This window comes from Halorarius halobius (assembly GCF_024298865.1).
Lineage (GTDB): Archaea > Halobacteriota > Halobacteria > Halobacteriales > Haloarculaceae > Halorarius > Halorarius halobius.
Genome location: NZ_CP101161.1, coordinates 315,181 through 332,818, shown reverse-complemented (window position 1 = coordinate 332,818; position 17,638 = coordinate 315,181). Strand labels below are relative to the sequence as shown.

17 protein-coding genes are annotated in these 17,638 nt (G+C 69.9%); 9 read left to right on the top strand and 8 right to left on the bottom strand.

The features are described from left to right. Positions 1–28: 28 nt before the first annotated feature. Entirely contained in the window at positions 29–253 is a 225-nt protein-coding gene (locus NL112_RS01635; RefSeq protein ID WP_255150885.1) for a hypothetical protein, read from the bottom strand. Positions 254–311: 58 nt separating this feature from the next. Then, complete coding sequence (locus NL112_RS01630; protein WP_255150884.1) at positions 312–623, bottom strand: DUF7968 family protein; 312 nt, start codon at positions 621–623, stop codon at positions 312–314. Positions 624–732: 109 nt separating this feature from the next. Here NL112_RS01630 and secF point away from each other — a divergent pair, with 109 nt between their 5' ends. The 3 genes from secF to NL112_RS01615 are packed head-to-tail and all read left to right on the top strand — an operon-like array spanning position 733 to position 4,104. Then, positions 733–1,590, top strand: a complete 858-nt coding sequence (gene secF / locus NL112_RS01625) for a protein translocase subunit SecF (protein ID WP_255150883.1) — start codon at positions 733–735, stop codon at positions 1,588–1,590. Then, a complete protein-coding gene (locus NL112_RS01620) occupies positions 1,587–3,137 on the top strand; it encodes a preprotein translocase subunit SecD (protein WP_255150882.1) in 1,551 nt (516 codons plus the stop codon). Before secF ends, NL112_RS01620 begins: the two co-directional genes overlap by 4 nt. A gap of 40 nt (positions 3,138–3,177) precedes the next feature. Further along, positions 3,178–4,104 carry a DUF7979 domain-containing protein gene (locus NL112_RS01615; RefSeq protein WP_255150881.1) on the top strand — a complete coding sequence of 309 codons (927 nt, stop codon included), beginning with the start codon at positions 3,178–3,180 and terminating at the stop codon, positions 4,102–4,104. Here the strand turns inward: NL112_RS01615 and rnhB are convergent. From rnhB to NL112_RS01595, 4 genes are all read right to left on the bottom strand, one after another. Further along, positions 4,101–4,724, bottom strand: a complete 624-nt coding sequence (rnhB, locus tag NL112_RS01610) for a ribonuclease HII (RefSeq protein ID WP_255150880.1) — start codon at positions 4,722–4,724, stop codon at positions 4,101–4,103. The genes NL112_RS01615 and rnhB overlap by 4 nt on opposite strands. A 64-nt stretch (positions 4,725–4,788) precedes the next feature. Beyond that, a complete protein-coding gene (locus tag NL112_RS01605) occupies positions 4,789–4,959 on the bottom strand; it encodes a hypothetical protein (protein ID WP_255150879.1) in 171 nt (56 codons plus the stop codon). A gap of 192 nt (positions 4,960–5,151) precedes the next feature. After that, complete coding sequence (locus NL112_RS01600; RefSeq protein ID WP_255150878.1) at positions 5,152–6,444, bottom strand: tRNA pseudouridine(54/55) synthase Pus10; 1,293 nt, start codon at positions 6,442–6,444, stop codon at positions 5,152–5,154. A 50-nt stretch (positions 6,445–6,494) separates the two neighbouring features. After that, entirely contained in the window at positions 6,495–7,589 is a 1,095-nt protein-coding gene (locus tag NL112_RS01595) for a mechanosensitive ion channel family protein (RefSeq protein ID WP_255150877.1), read from the bottom strand. Between the two features lie 80 nt (positions 7,590–7,669). Between NL112_RS01595 and NL112_RS01590 the strand changes: the two genes are divergently transcribed. The 3 genes from NL112_RS01590 to glmS are packed head-to-tail and all read left to right on the top strand — an operon-like array spanning position 7,670 to position 11,487. Beyond that, positions 7,670–8,470, top strand: a complete 801-nt coding sequence (locus tag NL112_RS01590) for an undecaprenyl-diphosphate phosphatase (protein WP_255150876.1) — start codon at positions 7,670–7,672, stop codon at positions 8,468–8,470. 42 nt (positions 8,471–8,512) lie between these two features. Continuing rightward, positions 8,513–9,697, top strand: coding sequence for a sugar phosphate nucleotidyltransferase (locus tag NL112_RS01585; protein WP_255150875.1), 1,185 nt, complete (start codon positions 8,513–8,515; stop codon positions 9,695–9,697). Further along, the gene (gene glmS / locus NL112_RS01580; RefSeq protein ID WP_255150874.1) at positions 9,697–11,487 is read left to right on the top strand and encodes a glutamine--fructose-6-phosphate transaminase (isomerizing); all 1,791 of its coding nucleotides are present in this window, start codon (positions 9,697–9,699) and stop codon (positions 11,485–11,487) included. Before NL112_RS01585 ends, glmS begins: the two co-directional genes overlap by 1 nt. Here glmS and coxB read toward each other — a convergent pair whose 3' ends face one another. Further along, entirely contained in the window at positions 11,488–12,252 is a 765-nt protein-coding gene (gene coxB, locus NL112_RS01575; RefSeq protein ID WP_255150873.1) for a cytochrome c oxidase subunit II, read from the bottom strand. A 124-nt stretch (positions 12,253–12,376) separates the two neighbouring features. On the opposite strand from coxB, the gene NL112_RS01570 reads away from it, so the two are divergent. After that, on the top strand, positions 12,377–14,653 hold the full coding sequence (locus NL112_RS01570) for a DUF6789 family protein (RefSeq protein ID WP_255150872.1): 2,277 nt from the start codon (positions 12,377–12,379) through the stop codon (positions 14,651–14,653). Continuing rightward, positions 14,654–15,151 (top strand): DUF7979 domain-containing protein, encoded by a 498-nt coding sequence (locus tag NL112_RS01565; RefSeq protein ID WP_255150871.1) that lies wholly within the window; start codon positions 14,654–14,656, stop codon positions 15,149–15,151. Here NL112_RS01565 and NL112_RS01560 read toward each other — a convergent pair whose 3' ends face one another. Next, positions 15,152–15,925: a cytochrome c oxidase subunit 3 gene (locus NL112_RS01560; RefSeq protein WP_255150870.1), complete on the bottom strand. Its 774-nt coding sequence runs from the start codon at positions 15,923–15,925 to the stop codon at positions 15,152–15,154. It lies immediately after the preceding gene. 140 nt (positions 15,926–16,065) lie between these two features. On the opposite strand from NL112_RS01560, the gene NL112_RS01555 reads away from it, so the two are divergent. Next, the gene (locus tag NL112_RS01555; RefSeq protein ID WP_255150869.1) at positions 16,066–17,247 is read left to right on the top strand and encodes an NAD-dependent epimerase/dehydratase family protein; all 1,182 of its coding nucleotides are present in this window, start codon (positions 16,066–16,068) and stop codon (positions 17,245–17,247) included. Positions 17,248–17,638: the final 391 nt, after the last annotated feature.

The window sequence follows — 17,638 nt, the reverse complement described above, 5'->3', positions numbered from 1 at the left end:
CGCGACCCGCATCAACGGTTCGCTCGCGTCAGCCGAGTTCGGCCAAAAGCAGGAGTATCTGCGGGGCGACCAGCAACACGACGCCGACGACGATGAGCACCGCCGGCAACACCAGCAGTCCGGCGTCGGTCAACAGCCACATCCCGAGGCCCGCGAGGATGAACAGCACCCCGAGGATGCGGAACAGCCACACGACTACGCCTTCGAGTCCGGAGTCGGCGACGACTTCGGCCGCTTCGAGGGCTTCGTCCATATCCGGCCGTGTTCACGCATCGCCAATAAAGTCGGTGGCCGAAGGACGGAATACGGAGTCAGCCGGTCGGGCCGCCGGCGCTCTGGACGCGCCAGCCACCCTCGATGCCGCAGGCCGCCCGCGTCTCGTACTCGATGGTCGTCGCCTCGCCCATCTCGTCGCCGCCCTCGACCCGCTCGACGCGGAGCGGGACGTCGAGGGTGTTGCCACAACAGCCCACGTCGAGAAACTCCTCCCAGACGTCGCCCGGCGTCGGGCGGGGGTGGACGCGGCGGAGCCACGCTTTGAAGTGACGGGTCGCTATCTGCCCACGGCCCCACTCGGAGAGGTCCGCGGGATACGAGACGACGACGCGGTCGGCGGCGGTCATGGGCGGTCGTACGGGCGCCAGCGGTGAACCGCTTTCGCCGCCGTGTGTCGTCGTCGCCACGACGAAGGAGTATAAGAAGGCTTATTCGGCGCGTGGTCACAGCGAGGGTATGGTAGCGTTCGAAGTGCCGGAGGTAGACTACACCCGGTACACCAACCGCCAGCTGGCGGCCATCCCGCTTGCCGTGTTGGCGCTGGCGCTGTTGGTCATCGCGGTCTACTGGGCGTTGAACGGCGCTCCAGTCTCGCTTGGCATCGCGTTCACGGGCGGCACCGAACTGCGGATACAGACGGCCGACTCGCCCGCCGAGATACGGAGTACGTTCGACGCCGACATCGAGTCCATCTCCCCGGTGGGCTCGTCGAACAACGAGTACCTCGTCACGTTCCCGCCGACGGACGCCAGCGTCGCCGAAACCGCACGGGGCGCCGGGTACGAGGTGATATCGACACAGGAACGGGCGGCGTCGTTCGGGGCGAACTCGCAGAACCAGGCGCTCGTGGGCATCGCCGTCGCGTTCCTGGGGATGAGCCTGCTCGTCTTCGCCATGTTCCGCACGTTCGTCCCCTCGATTGCGGTGGTCGCGTCGGCGTTCTCCGACCTCGTCATCCCCCTCGCGCTGATGAACATCTTCGGCATCAACCTCTCGCTGGGGACGGTCGCGGCGCTTCTGATGCTCATCGGCTACTCCGTCGACTCGGACCTGCTTCTCAACAACCACATCCTCCGGCGGCGGGGTGACTTCTACGAGTCCACCTACCGGGCGATGCGGACCGGCGTGACGATGACGCTCACCTCCATCGCGGCGATGGCGGTGATGACCGTCGTCTCGTTCCTGCTCGGCATCCCGCTGTTGCCCTACATCGGGCTCATCCTCGTGTTCGGGCTGACGGCCGACCTGATGAACACGTATCTGATGAACGTCAGCCTGCTCCGCTACTACAAGTACGAGGGGGTGGCGAAATGACGTCACTGCGCGACAACTGGCGCATCATCCTGCTGGTGGTGCTCGTCGTCGCCAGCACCGTCGCGCTGTTCGCGCCCGTCGCCGGCAGTTCGGACGGGTCGGGCGGCGGCACCGTCGCCGGCGACTCGCCGACGAACCTCGAGTACGGGCTCGAACTGTCCGGCGGCACGCGCATCCGCGCGCCGCTGGTCGGCACCACCGCTGAAGGCGTCGACTACACCGACCGCGACCTCGGCGAGATACAGCGCACCGTCGCCACCGAGTTGAACCTCTCGCTGTCGGAGGTCCAGACCAGGCCCCAGGAGCGCGCGCTCGAGATTTACACCACCAACCGCACCGACGAGGAGTTCCGCGCCGCCCTGCAGGCGGCGAACCTCTCGGCGGGCGAGATTCGCGACGGCGTCACCGCACCGACCCGTCAGACCGCGGTGAGCGTCCTCAACGACAAAATCAACCGCGGCGGGCTGACCGGCGGGAGCGCGACCATCGCGCGCTCGCCGACCGGCGAGACGTTCATCCTCGTCGAGGTGCCCAACGCCAACCGCTCGGACGTCATCGAGCTCATCGGGGACCGCGGCGTGGTGTCCATCGTCGCCGGCTATCCGACGGAGGCCGGCGGCAACTACACCCGGACGACGGTGCTGGAGCGCGAGGACATCGCGCAGGTCGGTTCCGCGACCGAGGGGCAAGGCGAGCGCCCGCCGTTCGTGCCGGTGACGCTCGAGCAGGACTCCGCGCGGAGCTTCGCCGAGGACATGCGCCAGTACGGGTTCACGAGCGACAGCGGCGTCGAGAACTGCCGCTGGCGACAGGACGAGCAGGACTACGGCTACTGTCTGTTCACGGTCGTTGACGGGCAGGTCGTGTACGCCTCCTCGATGGGGAGCGACCTCGCGCGCATCATCGAGAGCGGCGAGTTCCCGCAGGACCCCGCGTTCCGGATGATAACCTCGAACATCAGCGAGGCGCGCGAACTCCAGATCAACCTGCGGGCCGGCGCCCTGCCGACCACGCTCGACATCCAGGGCGAGGGGACCACCTACTACCTCCAGCCGTCGCTCGCTCAGGAGTTCAAGCTGTTCTCGCTTATCACCGGCGCGGTCGCGGTCGGCGCGGTCGCGGCCGTGGTGTTCATCCGCTACCGCGAGCCGGGGGTCGCCTTGCCGATGGTGGTGACCGCCGCCGCGGAGGTGTACCTGCTACTCGGGTTCGCCGCGGCGGTCGGACTCGCCTTGGACCTGTCGCACATCGCCGGGTTCATCGCCGTCATCGGTACCGGGGTCGACGACCTCGTCATCATCGCCGACGAGATACTACAGGGCGACGAGATACGCACCGGCAAGGTGTTCGAGTCACGGTTCCGCAAGGCGTTCTGGGTCATCGGTGCCGCGGCGGCGACGACCATCATCGCCATGTCGCCGCTGGCGGTGCTGTCGCTGGGTGACCTGCAGGGGTTCGCCATCGTCACCATCGTTGGCGTCCTGCTGGGCGTGCTCGTCACCCGCCCGGCGTACGGCAACATCCTGCGCAACGTCGTGCTGGACTGACCGGACAAGACCTTTACCGCTCTCCCGGGAACGCGCGCCCATGGACCGCCGCGTCGTCCGCGCGCTCCAGGTCGTCGTCCTTCTTCTGGTGACCGCGGCCATCGTCGGCGCGGGCGCGTTCACCTACTTCGCGCTCACGTTCGGGAGCGCCGACCACACGGAGTTCATCGTCACCGCCGAGGAGATGCCCCGCGAGCGCATCGCGGCGAACGCGACCGCTTCCCTCTCCGACCGCGAGCGGGCCGTCGTCGACGCAGCCCACGCCAACGGGAGCGCCCGTACCGCCGGGGAACGTCTCGACGTCGAGGGTGCGTACGTCGAGCGAAACGGCACCTACTACCAGGTCCGCGTCGCCGACGGTCCCGACGTGACCCGCGAGCGCCCCGTCCTCCGCATCGAGCGGGTGGACCGGACGGCGCCCGACGCCGTGGCCGCCGAGGAGCTTCCGGACCGCGACCGGAACGCCTTCCTGCTTGCCTGGAAGGCCTGGAGCGTCCGCCAGGAGGGCGGCCGCGACGGCCCGCAAGCGCGCTACGTGTACGAGACGGTTCCCGACCCCGACGAGTCGGTGTTCGCCCCGACCCAGGAGGTCCGGTACGTCACGCGGAACAACGAGACGTTCCGGGTGCGGGTGCGCAACGAGTCGGTCGAACTGGACACGACGACGTACCGACTCGAGCGGGTCGCGGCGAACGAGTCGGCGTTCGTCGACGAACTCGTCGTGACGGTCGACGGCCTGAACGAGTCGGCGGCGGACCCGCTCGAACGCGCCATCGCCAACGGCACGTACACCTCGCGCGCCGGGAGGTTCGAGGACGCCGCCCGGCCCGTCCGCCCGCTGTTGCGGGCGCTCGAGGTCGGCGAGCCGCAGGCGTTCATGTACGAGCGGACCGAGGCGGTCCGATACGTCCGGTACGAGGGCTCCTACTACCGGGTGACCGTGACCGGCCACACGACGGCCGCCTAGAACTCGTCCAGCCCGGACTGCTCGGCGGCCGCGAGCACGTCCTGCGAGGTCGACCACGACGACCGCGCGCAGTCGGGCAACTCCCCGTGCTCGCGCACGAACTCGCGCAGGAACGCGCGGGTCGTCGGGTCCGAGGGGTAGCCGCTCCCCACGTCGCCGTACTCGTCGGCCAGCGTCTCGACGTGGGCGTCCCGCGCCACCTTGGCGACGATAGACGCGGCGGCGACCATCGGGTCCGAATCGTCGGCGCCGTGCTCGGCGGTCACCTCGACGCCGCTGGCGTCCGCGACGCGGCGCGCGAACCGCTCCTCGGAGGTGTCGCCCGCGTCACACAGCCCGTCGTCGTCCGGTTCCCCGACGCCCGCGATGGCCTCGGCGTGGGCCGCGACGGTCAGCGTGTTCATGTCCGCGTCGCCGTCGATGCGCGCCACCGGTATCTCGGCGACCCCGACCTCGAAGGCGTCGCGGATGGTCGCCGCCAGCGACTCGCGGCGCGTCGGCGACAGCCGTTTCGAGTCGGCGACGCCGTCCGGGAGGTCGGCGGGGTCGCCACGGACGCACGCGGCGAACATCGACCCCAGGACGGGGCCCTTGCCGGCCTCGTCGACGCCGAAGCGCATGGCTGGCCGTGTCGCGCGTCGGGTAAAGAAACGGTCGGTCCGCCGTGTACGTCGTCGTCCGGCGTCAGTCGTCGCCCGGCGTCTTCACGTCCTGCTCCTCGTACTCGCGGTCGAGTTCCACGTCCACGGCCGGGTCCTCGGCCTCGTCCGACGGCTCCCGCTCCTCGGCCGCGACGCGCTCGCGGTACGCCTCGTACGTCTCGTCGACGTGGTGGTGGCACATGGGTCGTGTCACCAGTTCACAGTACGGCTCGGCGGACAAAAACGTGGGGTCGACTCACCCGTCCTCGGCCAGCCACGCCGGGAACACCGGCAGGTCGGCGTCCTCCTGTCCCTCGGTTTCGGTCGTGTCCGTGTCGCGAGCGACGGCGCGTGCAGGTGACTCGTTCATGGTGTGTCACCCGCTACCATTTGTCGCTCGGGCGGTTTACTCGTTTCGCCCGTCGCGGAAGAACTCGGACTGCTCGAACGGTTCCTCTTCGCCCTCGACGTCGAGCACGTCGAGATGGGTGACCTCGGCGTCGACGCCGAGCAGGCCCGCCAGCGACGGCTCCGTCCGCCCCTCGTCGCCGGAGACGAGTTCCTTCACGTAGAGGCCGCCCGCGCCGTGGACCGTCAGCGTCGCGTGCGTCTCGTCGTCCAGCTCGCCGGAGACGTCGTACACCTCGCGTTCGCGCACCAGGTCGGCGCGCCGGTGGTCGACTCGCTGGGGCGTGCGCTGCTGTATCGTCGCGCCCCGGAGGTCGTCGAGCGCCGCCTGCAGGTCGTCGTCGGTGACGGTTCCGCCGAACGCCACGTCCATCCGGTACGTCTTCGAGGCGTCGTGCTCCTTCACGCGGGCGACCATCTCGTAGGTGGCGAAGCGGAGCCCCTCCACCTCGATGTGGTCGCTCTCCTCGTTGATTTCGCGTTCGAGCGCCGCGAGGTCCACGTCCCGGCGGTGGGGTTCCTTCACTTCGAGGACGAACGGCCGGCCGTCGCCGAGCATCAGTGCGTCGACGTCCTCGCGGCCGGCGCCGTGGAACACCCCCTCCCGCCCGCGCAGGGCGGTCACCAGCGTCGGCGCCACTTCCTGTTCGACGCTCGTCTCGTAGCGGTAGCCCGTGCCGTCACACTCCGGGCACGGCCGGTTGGTCAGCCGGCCGGAGCCGCCGCAGTTCGAGCAGGGCCACTCCGTCTGGGGCACGTCGCGCTCCACCTTCCGGTAGCGGCCGTAGACGGCGACGGAGTTGATGGTCACCTCCACCGCGTCGGCGTCGAGGTCGAGCAGGAGTTGCACGTCGGGGCGCTCGAAGTCCACCTCCGTCTCGGTGCGGGCACCGACCCGGCGACCCACCTCGCGGTTGAACTCGCTCTTGAACTGCTCGCCGGCGTCGGCGTCCATGCCGGCGTCCGCCCGCAGGAGTTCGTCGTTCTCCTCCACGAGCGGCGGGACGCGCGTACCGACCTGGTAGGTGAAGAAGTCGATGCCGTCGAGCGCTTCGACCGCGCGGTCGGCGTACTCGTCGTACCGGCCCGCGAGCCCTTCACAGACCCAGCAGTCGTCGGGGTCGGTCGACTCGTACGGTTCGTCCGCCTCCAGCGCGATGGTCGTGCGGAGCGCCCGCCCGCGCTCGTCGTTGCGCAGGCCGAAGCTCCGGTCGGCGAACGGCCGGCCGAGACAGGCGTCACAGAGCGGCCCCGACTCCAGCAGCGTCCGGGCGTCGTCGAGAACGGTCATCACCGGGAGTGTGTCCCGCCCGGGCAAGTGCGCTTCGGGTGGCGACGCCGCTAGTCGTCCGCGCCGGCCGCCGCCCGCTCGGCGTCCGCGGCCGCCCTACCGAGCACCCGCACTTCCCGTTGCGGGAACGGTATCTCGATGCCCGCTTCCCCGAACGCGCGATAGATGGCGACGTTCAAATCGTGGGTCGCACGGCCCCGCAGAACGGGGTCGGGCACCCAGCAGAGCAACTCGACGTCGACGCCGCTGTCGCCGAACTCGCGCATCCGGACGCGGGGCGAGGGTGCATCGAGGACGGCCTTCGTCTCGCCCGCGACGCCGAGCAGGGTCGCCTCCAGCAGGTCGTAGTCGGTGCCGTACGCGACGCTGACGGGCACGCGGATGCGGCGCTTCCGGCGGGGCGTCGACTCGTTGACGACTTTCGAGGAGTTGAGCACGGAGTTCGGGACGGTGACGAGCACGTCGTCGCGCGTCCGGATGACCGTCGACCGGATGGAGATGTCCTCGACGCGGCCCCGGTCACCACCTTCGAGCACCACCCAGTCGCCCACGGTGTAGGTGCCGTCGAAGAAGAGGGCGATGGAGCCGAACAGGTTGGCGATGGTGTCGCGGGCGGCGAAGCCGACGACGATGCCGATGATGCCCGCCGACGCCAGGAGGGGGGTCACGTCGTAGTTCCACAGTTCCAGCATGGCGAACGCGGTCAGTCCGACGAGCACCGCGGTCCAGACGTTCTGGAAGATGGGGACGACGCTCCCCTCGCCGTCGGCGGCGTCGGTGACGGCGTTCGACACCCGGCGGCCGAGCCGAACGAGCGTGTACGACCACACGAGCAGGCCGACGGTGAGGATGCTCGCCCGGAGGTTCGCGTCGACGGCCGGCGGTAGCGTCACCACGCCGAGCGACAGCGGTTCCAGCGCGTAGTAGGCGCCCGCGAGCAGCACCGACGCGTACAGCGCTGGATGCACCGTCGACAGCGCCACGTCGTCCACGTCGCCGGGAATCCGCGCCGTCAGTCGACCGATGAGGGCATCCCCGCCCACCTGTACGATACGGGCGACGACGAGCGACCCGCCGAGCACGACGACGAGCGCGAGCCACGGCGGGAGCGCCGAGAGCGACGCGGCGATACTGTCCAGTTGCATGCCATCCGTATCCGTTCCGAGACGATAGCGGTACCGGCCCGAACCAGCGGTTTCAAGCCGAATCGCGTGTCGCTGGCCGTATGGACCGGCTGTGGCTCGCGGTCGTCGTCGGCGTCCTCCAGGGGGTGTTCGAGTGGCTCCCGGTCTCCAGCGAGGGGAACATCGCGCTGTACCTCACGCTGGTGGAGGGGCTCGACCCCGGCGTCGCCACCTCGTTTGCCCTCTTTCTGCACGCGGGCACTGCCGTCGCCGCGACCGTCTACTACCGGGCCGACCTCGCGGCCACCCTGCGCGTGCTCCCGACGTGGCGGCCGCGCGACGGCTCGCACCCGGAACTGTCGTTTCTCGCCGTCGCGACGCTCACCTCGAGCGTCGTGGGCATCGCGGCGTACGCCACCCTCGAACGGCTGTTTCCGGTGCTGGCCGGCGGCGCGTTCGTCGTGCTGGTGGGCGTCCTGCTGATAGCGACGGGCGTGTTTCAGCGGGTCGCCGCGGCCCGCCTCGGCCGGCGTGAGGCGCCGACGCTTCCCGACGCCCTGCTGGTCGGCGTCCTCCAGGGACTCGCCGTCCTGCCGGGCGTCTCCCGCTCGGGGACGACCGTCTCGGCACTGCTCGTCCGCGGCTACGACCCCGAGAGTTCCCTCCGGCTCTCCTTTCTGCTGTCGATTCCGGCCGCGCTGGGTGCGGGCCTGCTCGTCGCCGCCGACGGCCTGCCGGCCGTCGCCCCGGCCCCCGCGCTCGTGGCACTTATCACGGCGGCGCTCGTTGGCTACGTCACCATCGACGCCCTCCTGCGGGTCGTCCGCGGGGTGGCGCTCTGGACGGTCTGTGTCGGCCTCGGCGCTCTTGCCGTCCTCGGGGGCGTCCTGACGGCGCTCTGATACGGCGATGGATTTACTACAAATGCGAGTAACTAATATCCCATGAGCGCCACCACAGGGGTCGTCCTCGCGGCGGGGGAGGGGACGCGACTCCGGCCGTTGACCCGGAACCGCCCGAAGCCGATGCTACCCGCGGCGAACCGGCCCATCCTCGAGTACGTGCTGGACGCGCTCGTCGAGGCGGGACTCGACGAACTCGTCCTCGTCGTCGGCTACCGGCGCGAGCGGGTTCAGGAGCATTTCGGGCCGACGTACCGCGGTGTGCCGCTGACGTACGTCGCCCAGGAGAAGCAACTCGGGAGCGGCCACGCGCTGTTGCAGGCCCGCGAGGTCGTCGACGAGCCGTTCGTCGCGGTCAACGGCGACCGGGTGGTGGAGCCCGACGACGTGCGCGCGGTCGTCGAGCGATTCGACGGGGGGACCGCGGTCGCGGTGCGCGAGCATCCCGACGCCTCGCGGTACGGCGCGGTGCGGGTCGAGGGCGACCGGCTGACCGAACTCGTCGAGAAGCCGGACAGCGACGACTACCGGCTCATCAACGCCGGCATCTACGCGTTCCCGGCCGACTTCTTCGAGGTCCTCGCGGGGACCGACCGCGAGGACGGGGGGCTGTACCTGCCGAACGCCGTCGCCGGTCAGGCCGCCGAGGGGCGGGTTACGGCAGTCCGGACCGAGGGCATCTGGGCCGACGCGACCTACCCGTGGGACCTGCTCGGCGTCGCCCGCGAACTGCTCGCCGACGGCTGGATCGACGAGCCACAGCGACAGGAGGGCGTCCACGTCGACCCGACCGCGCGCGTCCACGAGGGTGCGACCCTCCAGGGGCCGGTCGTCGTCGGTCCGGACGTCGAAATCGCGGCCGGCGCGGTCGTCGGTCCGAACGTCGCGCTCGGCCGCAACGTCACCGTCGAGGCGAACGCGACCATCGAACACAGCGTCCTCGATGCGGACACGCGCGTCGGCCCGGGCGCGACTCTGCTCGACTGTATCACCGGACAGGACGCCACCGCCGGCCCGAACGCGCTCGTTCCGGGCGGCCCGGCGGACGTCCGGGTCGGAACGCAGGTGTTCCCCGACGAGCGGCTGGGGGCGGTGCTCGCGGACCGCGCGACGCTGGGCGGCGGCGCGGCCTGCGAACCGGGGACGCTCGTCGGCCCGAACGCCCGCATCGGCACCGGCGCGTACGCCCGCGAACGGGTGCCGGAGGGTGCGGAGGTGGTCCGCTGATGTGCGGCATCATCGGCTGTGCCGGCCGCGGCGACGCCACGCTCGACACCCTGCTGACGGGACTCGGGAACCTGGAGTACCGCGGCTACGACTCCGCGGGCGTCGCGCTCGCAAACGAGTCGCTCGACGTGGCGAAGAAGTCGGGCGAACTCGACGCGCTCCGCGAGGCCGTCGCGGACCGCACGCTCCACGGGTCGGTCGGCGTCGGCCACACCCGCTGGTCGACCCACGGCCCGCCGACGGACGCCAACGCCCACCCGCATCAGGACTGCACCGGCGACGTGGCGGTCGTCCACAACGGCATCATCGAGAACTACCAGCAGTTGCGCGACGAACTCGCCGCCGACGGCCACGAGTTCCGCTCGGACACGGACACCGAGGTCGTCCCGCATCTCGTCGAGGCGGCGCTGGCCGACGGCGCCGACCCCGAGGCGGCGGTCCGGCAGGCGCTCGCCCGGCTGGAGGGGAGCTACGCCGTCGCCGTCGTCGTCGCGGGCGTCGACGCGGTGTTCGCCGCCCGACAGGACTCGCCGCTCGTGCTCGGCGTCGCCGACGGCGCCACCTACCTCGCCAGCGACGTGCCCGCGTTCCGCGAGTACACCGACCGGGTCGTCTACCTCGAGGACGGCGAGTTCGCCCGCGTCGAGGCGGGCGGGTTCGAGGTCACCGACTTCGAGGGGAACGCCCGCGAGGTGACCGTCGACACCGTCGACTGGGACCCCGAAGACACCGGGAAGTCGGGCTACGACCACTTCATGCTGAAGGAGATACACGAACAGCCGCGTGCCCTCCGGCAGTGTCTCCAGGGCCGGGTCGATGAACTCGGCGCGGACGTGTCACTGGAGGTCGACCCGGACGTCGACCGGGTGCAGTTCGTCGCCTGCGGCACCTCGTATCACGCGGCGCTGTACGCCGCCCGCCTGTTCCGGTCGGCTGGCGTCCCCGCGCAGGCGTTTCTCGCCCACGAGTACGCGCTCGACGTGCCGCCCATCGAGGACGACCTCGTGGTCGGCGTCTCCCAGTCGGGCGAGACGGCCGACACGCTCGCGGCGCTCCGGGAGGCACGCCGGCGCGGCGCGCGCACCCTCGCGTGCACGAACGTCGTCGGGTCGACGATGGCCCGCGAGTGCGACGAGACGCTGTACATCCGCTCGGGTCCCGAGATAGGCGTCGCCGCCTCGAAGACGTTCTCCGCGCAACTCGCGGCGCTCAACCTGCTGGCGCTTTCCACCGTCGGCCCCGGCGACGAGCAGATGCGCGAGGTCATCGCCGCCCTCCGCGACCTGCCGGGCGACGTGCAGGCGGTGCTCGACGACACGAACGCCGCCGAGGTGGCCCGCGAGTACGTCGACAGCGACGGCTTCTTCTTCATCGGCCGGGGGGCGAACTTCCCCGTGGCGCTGGAGGGCGCGCTGAAGCTGAAGGAGATATCGTACGCTCACGCCGAGGGGTTCGCCGCGGGCGAGTTGAAACACGGGACGCTCGCGCTGGTCACCGAGGACACGCCCGTGTTCGCCGTCGTGACGGGCGACGGCGAGGCCGCCCGCAAGACCATCGGGAACGTCAAGGAGGTGGAGGCCCGCGACGCGCCGGTCGTCGCGGTCACCGACGGCGAGAGCGACGTGGGCCGCTACGCCGACCACGTGCTGGAGGTTCCGGCGACGAACCAGCGGACTGCGGCGGTGCTGGCGAACGTCCAGTTGCAACTGGTGGCGTACCACGTGGCGAACGAACTCGGGCGTCCCATCGACAAGCCGCGCAACCTCGCCAAGTCCGTGACCGTCGAGTAGTCAGGCGGTCGCGTTCGCGGGTCGTGGCGCGTCCGTCACGCCCGTCTCGTTGCGGTGGTCGTCGAGCCACTCGCGGTACGTGGAGTCGGGGACGGCCGTCGCCGTCGCCCGCATCCGCGAGTGGCCGACGCCACACAGTTCCGCACAGTAGATCCGGTAGCTCCCGGGCTCGTACACCCGCGTCCGCACGAGCGTCGTCTGTCCCGGGAACACGTCTTGCTTGATGCCCCAGTCGGGGACGAACAGCGAGTGGATGACGTCCTGCGACCGAAGACGGAGATACACCTCGCGGTCCGTCGGCACGACGAGTTCACCCTGCGTGGAGACGTTCGCGGCGGGGTAGCGGGCCTCCCAGCCGAACTGGTAGGCGACGACGTCCACGACGACGGCGTCGTCGGGCGCCGTCTCCGGGTTCTCGACCGCGGCCGCGGCGCTCCCGGCGGGGCTCATGTACGGCGTCGCCAGCACCGTGTACGCGGAGAAGCCGACGAAAAGCAGGATGACCGCCGTCGCCGCCGTCCAGGTTATCTCCAGCGGCGGGTCAGCGATGGTCGGCTTCGGGTCCGGGTTCCCGCGGAACCGGACGACGGCGTACACGAGTATCACCTCGACGAACACCGTCAGCGGGAGCGCGACGTACAGCAGTTGCGTGTTGAGTTGCTCGAACAGGTCCCGGTTGACCGACTGGGCGGCCGCCGGCGCGGCGAACAGCCAGACGACTGCAAGCGCCGCGAGCGCGAGCGTCCCGAGGCGGCGGCGTCGCACACGTCGACACACACCGTCCCGGGGCAAATAGCTGTGGCCAGGCCGTCTCCTGCCTGGGAGTCGCTTTTATTGGGCACCGCGGTGTCGAGGCACCTACGCAGATGACGCTCCCGGAGGGTCCCCGATGAACCGCGCGCTCGTCGAGTTCGGGGGGCTGTTCGCGGTGCTTGCGGGTTGTCTCCTCGTCGCCGTCGTCTCGAAGCGCCGGGGTGCGGTCCGCGCGGACGGCGGCTACGCCGGCGTGGGCCACCGCCGCGAACTGTCGCTTGACTTCTCGCGGCTCCGGGCGGCGGTTGTCCGCTGGACCACGACCACCGACCACAAGGACGTCGGCCTGCTGTACATCGCGTTCGGTACGGTTGCGGCGCTGTGGGGCGGCACCGACGCGATGATGCTCCGTCTGGAACTGCTGACGCCCGCGGCGAACGTCTGGTCCGAGCAGACGTACAACGCCCTGTTCACGACCCACGGGCTGACGATGCTCATCTTCTTCGTGCTCCCGGTGTTCTTCGGCATCGGGAACTACGTCCTCCCGCTTCTGGTGGGCGCCGACGACATGGCGTTCCCGCGGGTGAACGCCATCGGCTTCTGGCTGTTGCCGCCCGCCCTGCTTCTGGCCCGCGCTGGCCTGTTCTTCCAGGTCGGCGGGCAACTGCTCGCGCCCGTCCTGTCCGAGCAGGCGCTACTCCTGTTGCAGTCCGCTGAGGAACCCGGCGTCGGCTGGACGCTGTACACGCCGCTGTCCTCGACGACGGAGAACCCGCAGATAACGACCCTGCTTCTGGGCCTGCATCTGTCGGGCGTGGCGACGACGCTGGGCGCTATCAACTTCATCGTCACCATCGTCCACGAGCGGGCGCCGTCGGTCAACTGGGCGAACCTCGACATCTTCTCGTGGACGATGCTGACGACGAGCGGCCTCGCGCTGTTCGCGTTCCCGTTGCTCGGGAGCGCGCTCGTGATGCTCGTGCTCGACCGGGTGGTCGGCACCACGTTCTACGCCGTCGAGGGTGGGTCACCGATACTGTGGCAACATCTGTTCTGGTTCTGGGGCCACCCCGAGGTGTACATCATCTTCCTGCCGGCGACGGGGCTGATGTCCACCGTGTTGCCGAAGTTCGTCGGCCGGAAACTGTTCGGCTTCCGGTTCATCGTCTACTCGACGCTGGCCATCGGTGTCATGTCGTTCGGCGTCTGGGCCCACCACATGTTCGTCTCGGCGGTCGACCCCCGCGTGAAGGCGTCGTTCATGGCCGTCTCCGTCGCCATCGCCGTCCCCTCCGCCATCAAGGTGTTCAACTGGCTGACGACCATCTGGGACGGCCGCGTCCGGTTGACCGCGCCGATGATACTCTGTGTCGGCTCCATCGGCACGTTCGTCGTCGGCGGCGTGACGGGGGTGTTCCTCGCGGCCATCCCCATCGACGTGGTGTACCACGGCACCTACTACGTCGTCGGCCACTTCCACATGATACTCATGGGCATCATCCCGTTCATGATGATGGCCGCGAGCTACTACTGGTACCCGCTGGTCACCGAGCGCTGGTACGACCGCCGGCTCGCCGTCTTCCAGTCGTGGCTGATGGTCGCCGCCTCGACGGTGACGTTCGGGACGCTCATCGTGCTCGGCCTGCTGGAGTTGCCCCGCCGCTACGCCAACTACCCCGCCGAGTTCGCCCCGTACCAGCAGGTCGCCACCGTCGGCGCGTTCGTGCTCGGCATCGCCGTCCTGCTGTGGCTCTACAACATGGTGTGGTCGTACTGGAACGGCGACCCCGTCGCGGACGCGGACCCGTGGGACCTGAAGGAGACCGGCCAGTTCACCCCCGAGTGGCAGTGGTTCGAGCGGAAACTCGACCGCGAGTACGGCGTCGAGACGCCCGAGCCAGCGACGACACGGCCGTCGCTGACCAGCGACCCCGACCGCGGCAGTCCACAGGTGGCCCGCGGCGTCGAGTCGCTGACTCGGGGTGCGGGCCGAACGGTCGGGTCGGCGATGCTCGCGGGGTTCGTCGGCACCCTGCTGATGTCGGGGGCGCTGTTCGCCGCCACCGTGCTCGGCGTGTTCGACACCGCGGCGTTCGCGGAACTCGCCGAACTCGCGGGAGTCGCCCCCAGCGCCGGCGTCGGCTTCCTCGTGTTCCTGCTCGGCGGGACGGTGACGTGGTCGCTACTGTTCGTCGCGCTCGCGGAGTATCTCCCCGGTCGGTTGACCGTCGTCACCAGCATCGCGTACGCGACGGTGATGGCCGTCGGCTTCGCCATCGCCTTCTACACCGGGCAGACGGGGCTGGAACTCGTCGGCTACGTCGCGTTCTCGCTCATCGCTCACTGGCTGTACGGACTTGGCCTCGGCGTCGTGCTGGAGTTCCTGGAACTGCGCCGGGCACGGAGGCTGTAGATGAGCGACGACCCGTTCCTCGTCGTCTACGGCGCGCCGCTCGTGGGCGTCCTGCTGGTCGCCGTCGGCATCGCGGGCGGCGTCATGGGCGGCTACAGCGTCGTCCAGTCGGAACTCGGGCTCTGTGGCGACCCGAGCATCCACGTCGCCAGCGAGGCGACGACGGCCCAGTACGCCGGTCCGGACGGCCCGAGCCTCCGGCGTCTCTCCGTCGAAGAGCTCTCCGACGGGGAGCGGGCGGCGTTCCGCCGGGCGCTCGACGCGCCGATGCGGGAGGCCGAAATCAGGGGCGAGACGCCACATCTCGACGCGTTCCGCGCGGGCGTCCTCGTCAGCTACGACGGCGGCCAGCGGTACGTCACCCTCTCGTCGCTGAACCGGTGTGTCGACGCCAGTCCCCTGCTGTTGCCGCTGGGCGTCGTCGCCATCCTCGTCGGCGCCGGGGGCGTGCTGGTGCCGCCGCTGTACCGCCGGCTGGAGGCGTTCGAGTCGCGGTAGTCACCCCACCGTCGCACCCACGTACAGCACGACGACGAGGAACAGCCAGACGGCGTCGACGAAATGCCAGTACAGCTCCACCGTCTCGACGGAGGTGTGGCCCTCGGCGTACGCGCCGCGGCGCGCCCGCGTGAACACGATGCCGATGAGGACGACGCCGAGCGCGACGTGGAGGCCGTGGAGCGCCGTCAGCCCGTAGAACGCGCTGGCGAACACGCCCGTCACGCCGAACCCTTCGTGGAGCAGTTCGACGTACTCGTAGGCCTGTCCCCCGAGGAAGACGACGCCGAGCAGGAGCGTGACGCCCAGGAGCCGGGTGAATCGCGTCTCGTTTCCGCTGTCGAGCGCGCTCACTGCGAGGTGGTAGGTGCCGCTTGAGACCAGCAGGACGGCCGTGTTCGCAACGACGAGGGCTCCGAGCAGGCCGCCCGGCAGGTCCGCCGGCGGCCACGCGCCGACCCGGACGAACGCGTAGTAGACGAAGCCGGCGGCGAACGTCGCCACGTCCGTCCCGAGGAACAACAGCATCGTCTGCCGGTACAGCGGCGTCTCCGCGCCGGTGATGCGGTCGCCGAGGAACGCCTCGTCGAGCCAGCCGACCAGGCCGCCAGCGGCGAGGAGGCCGCCCACCAGCGCCGCGACGCCGCCCACGACCCCCGGGAACAGCCCCGTCGCGGCACCCAGCGCGTACATCGCGACGCCGGCGTACAGCAGGCCCGCGCCGGCGGCGCCGACGACGGGCCAGCGACTGCGGTGGGCGGCGTGCTCGGGCATGGCCCCGGCTACGCGCTCCCGGATGAAAAATCCGGACGCGTCTCCGGCCGACGGCCACCGCTGGCTCCGTCACACCGGTGCCCCGGTCGCGCGCCAACGGGAAACTATAAGGCAGTGGGTTACTCATTTTGTGAGTAACTATGTCGATACTGGTGACAGGTGGTGACGGCTACATCGGGTGGCCGACCGCGCTCCGCATCGCGACCCGGACGGACGAGCGTGTCGTCGTCGTGGACAACTTCGCCCGCCGTGGGTGGGTCGAGGAGGTCGGCTCGACGAGCGCCGTCCCCATCGCCTCCATCGACGAGCGGCTCGACGCGGCCCGCGAGGTCCACGGCTGTTCGAACCTCTCGCTCGTCGAGGGGGACCTGACCGAGCGGTCGTTCGTCGACCAACTCCTGCAGGTCCACGAGCCCTCGGCCATCGTGCACACGGCCGCCCAGCCGTCGGCGCCGTACTCGCAGATAAACGGCGAGCGGGCCAACTACACCCAGCACAACAACATGCAGGCGACCCGGAACCTGCTGTGGGGGCTCGAGGAGCACGACATGACCGACACGCATTTCATCGAGACGACGACGACCGGCGTCTACGGTGCGCCGGAGTTCCCCATCCCCGAGGGCGGCGCCGTCATGGAACACGACGGCGAGCGCGACGACGTGCCGTTCCCCGCGATGGCTGGTAGCTGGTACCACCTCACCAAGAGCCACGACGCCGCGAACATGCGGCTCGCGCACAAGCAGTTCGACATCCCGATTTCGGACGTGCGCACCGCCATCACGTACGGCACCGAGACCGAGGAGACCCGCGCGGACGACCGCCTGAAGACCCGGTTCGACTTCGACTACTACTTCGGCGTCGTCGCCCACCGGTTCGCCGCACAGGCCGTCGCGGGCTACCCGCTGACGGTGTACGGGAAGGGCGAGCAACGCAAGCCGTTCGTCTCGCTGGAGGATGCGGTCGAGGGGCTGGCACGTCTCGCACTCCAGGACCCCGACGAGCGACCGGACGACCTCACGGTCTACAACCAGGTGACCCGTCCCATCGCCATCGTCGAAATCGCCGAGACCATCCAGGAGGCCGCCGCGGCCCACGACCTCGACGTCGACGTGACCCACGTCGAGAACCCCCGCGACGAAGACGAGGAACACGAGATGGAGATGGCCAACGACCGCTACATGGCGCTCATCGACGAACAGCGCGCGGACTTCGCGGACGGGATGGCCGACGTGCTGGAGACGCTGACGCGCTATCAGGACACCATCACCGCCCACGAGGACCGGTTCCTCCCGGACGCGCTGAAAGACGACGCCGAGGAGTAGCCCCCGCGTCGCCGTATCTGCCGGTCCGGGTCCCCACGGTCGGCACCGGCACCGATGGACACGGCTGGCTTCCGGCGAACGGTGGGTCAGGAGCGTCCACACTACCGTGGAAAGCACGTCCTAGCGCCGGCGCCGACGGTCGGCGTTCGGCCGCGTCCGGCCGCACTCTGGCCGTTCACCGGTATCCGCTGTCGGGCCCCGGACCGACGCTCCGGCCACAGTTCGGGCGGGAGTAACTACCCATTACGGAATTATCAACGGTTCTGAACGCTCCGCAGAAAGCCCATAACAAACCTCGGGAGGGTCGGAGCTACGGGCGAGCATGCAAGCGATACGGGAGCGTCCGGGGCCGGGGCAGACCCGGGCGGACCGGGGATATTCGCCGACCGTC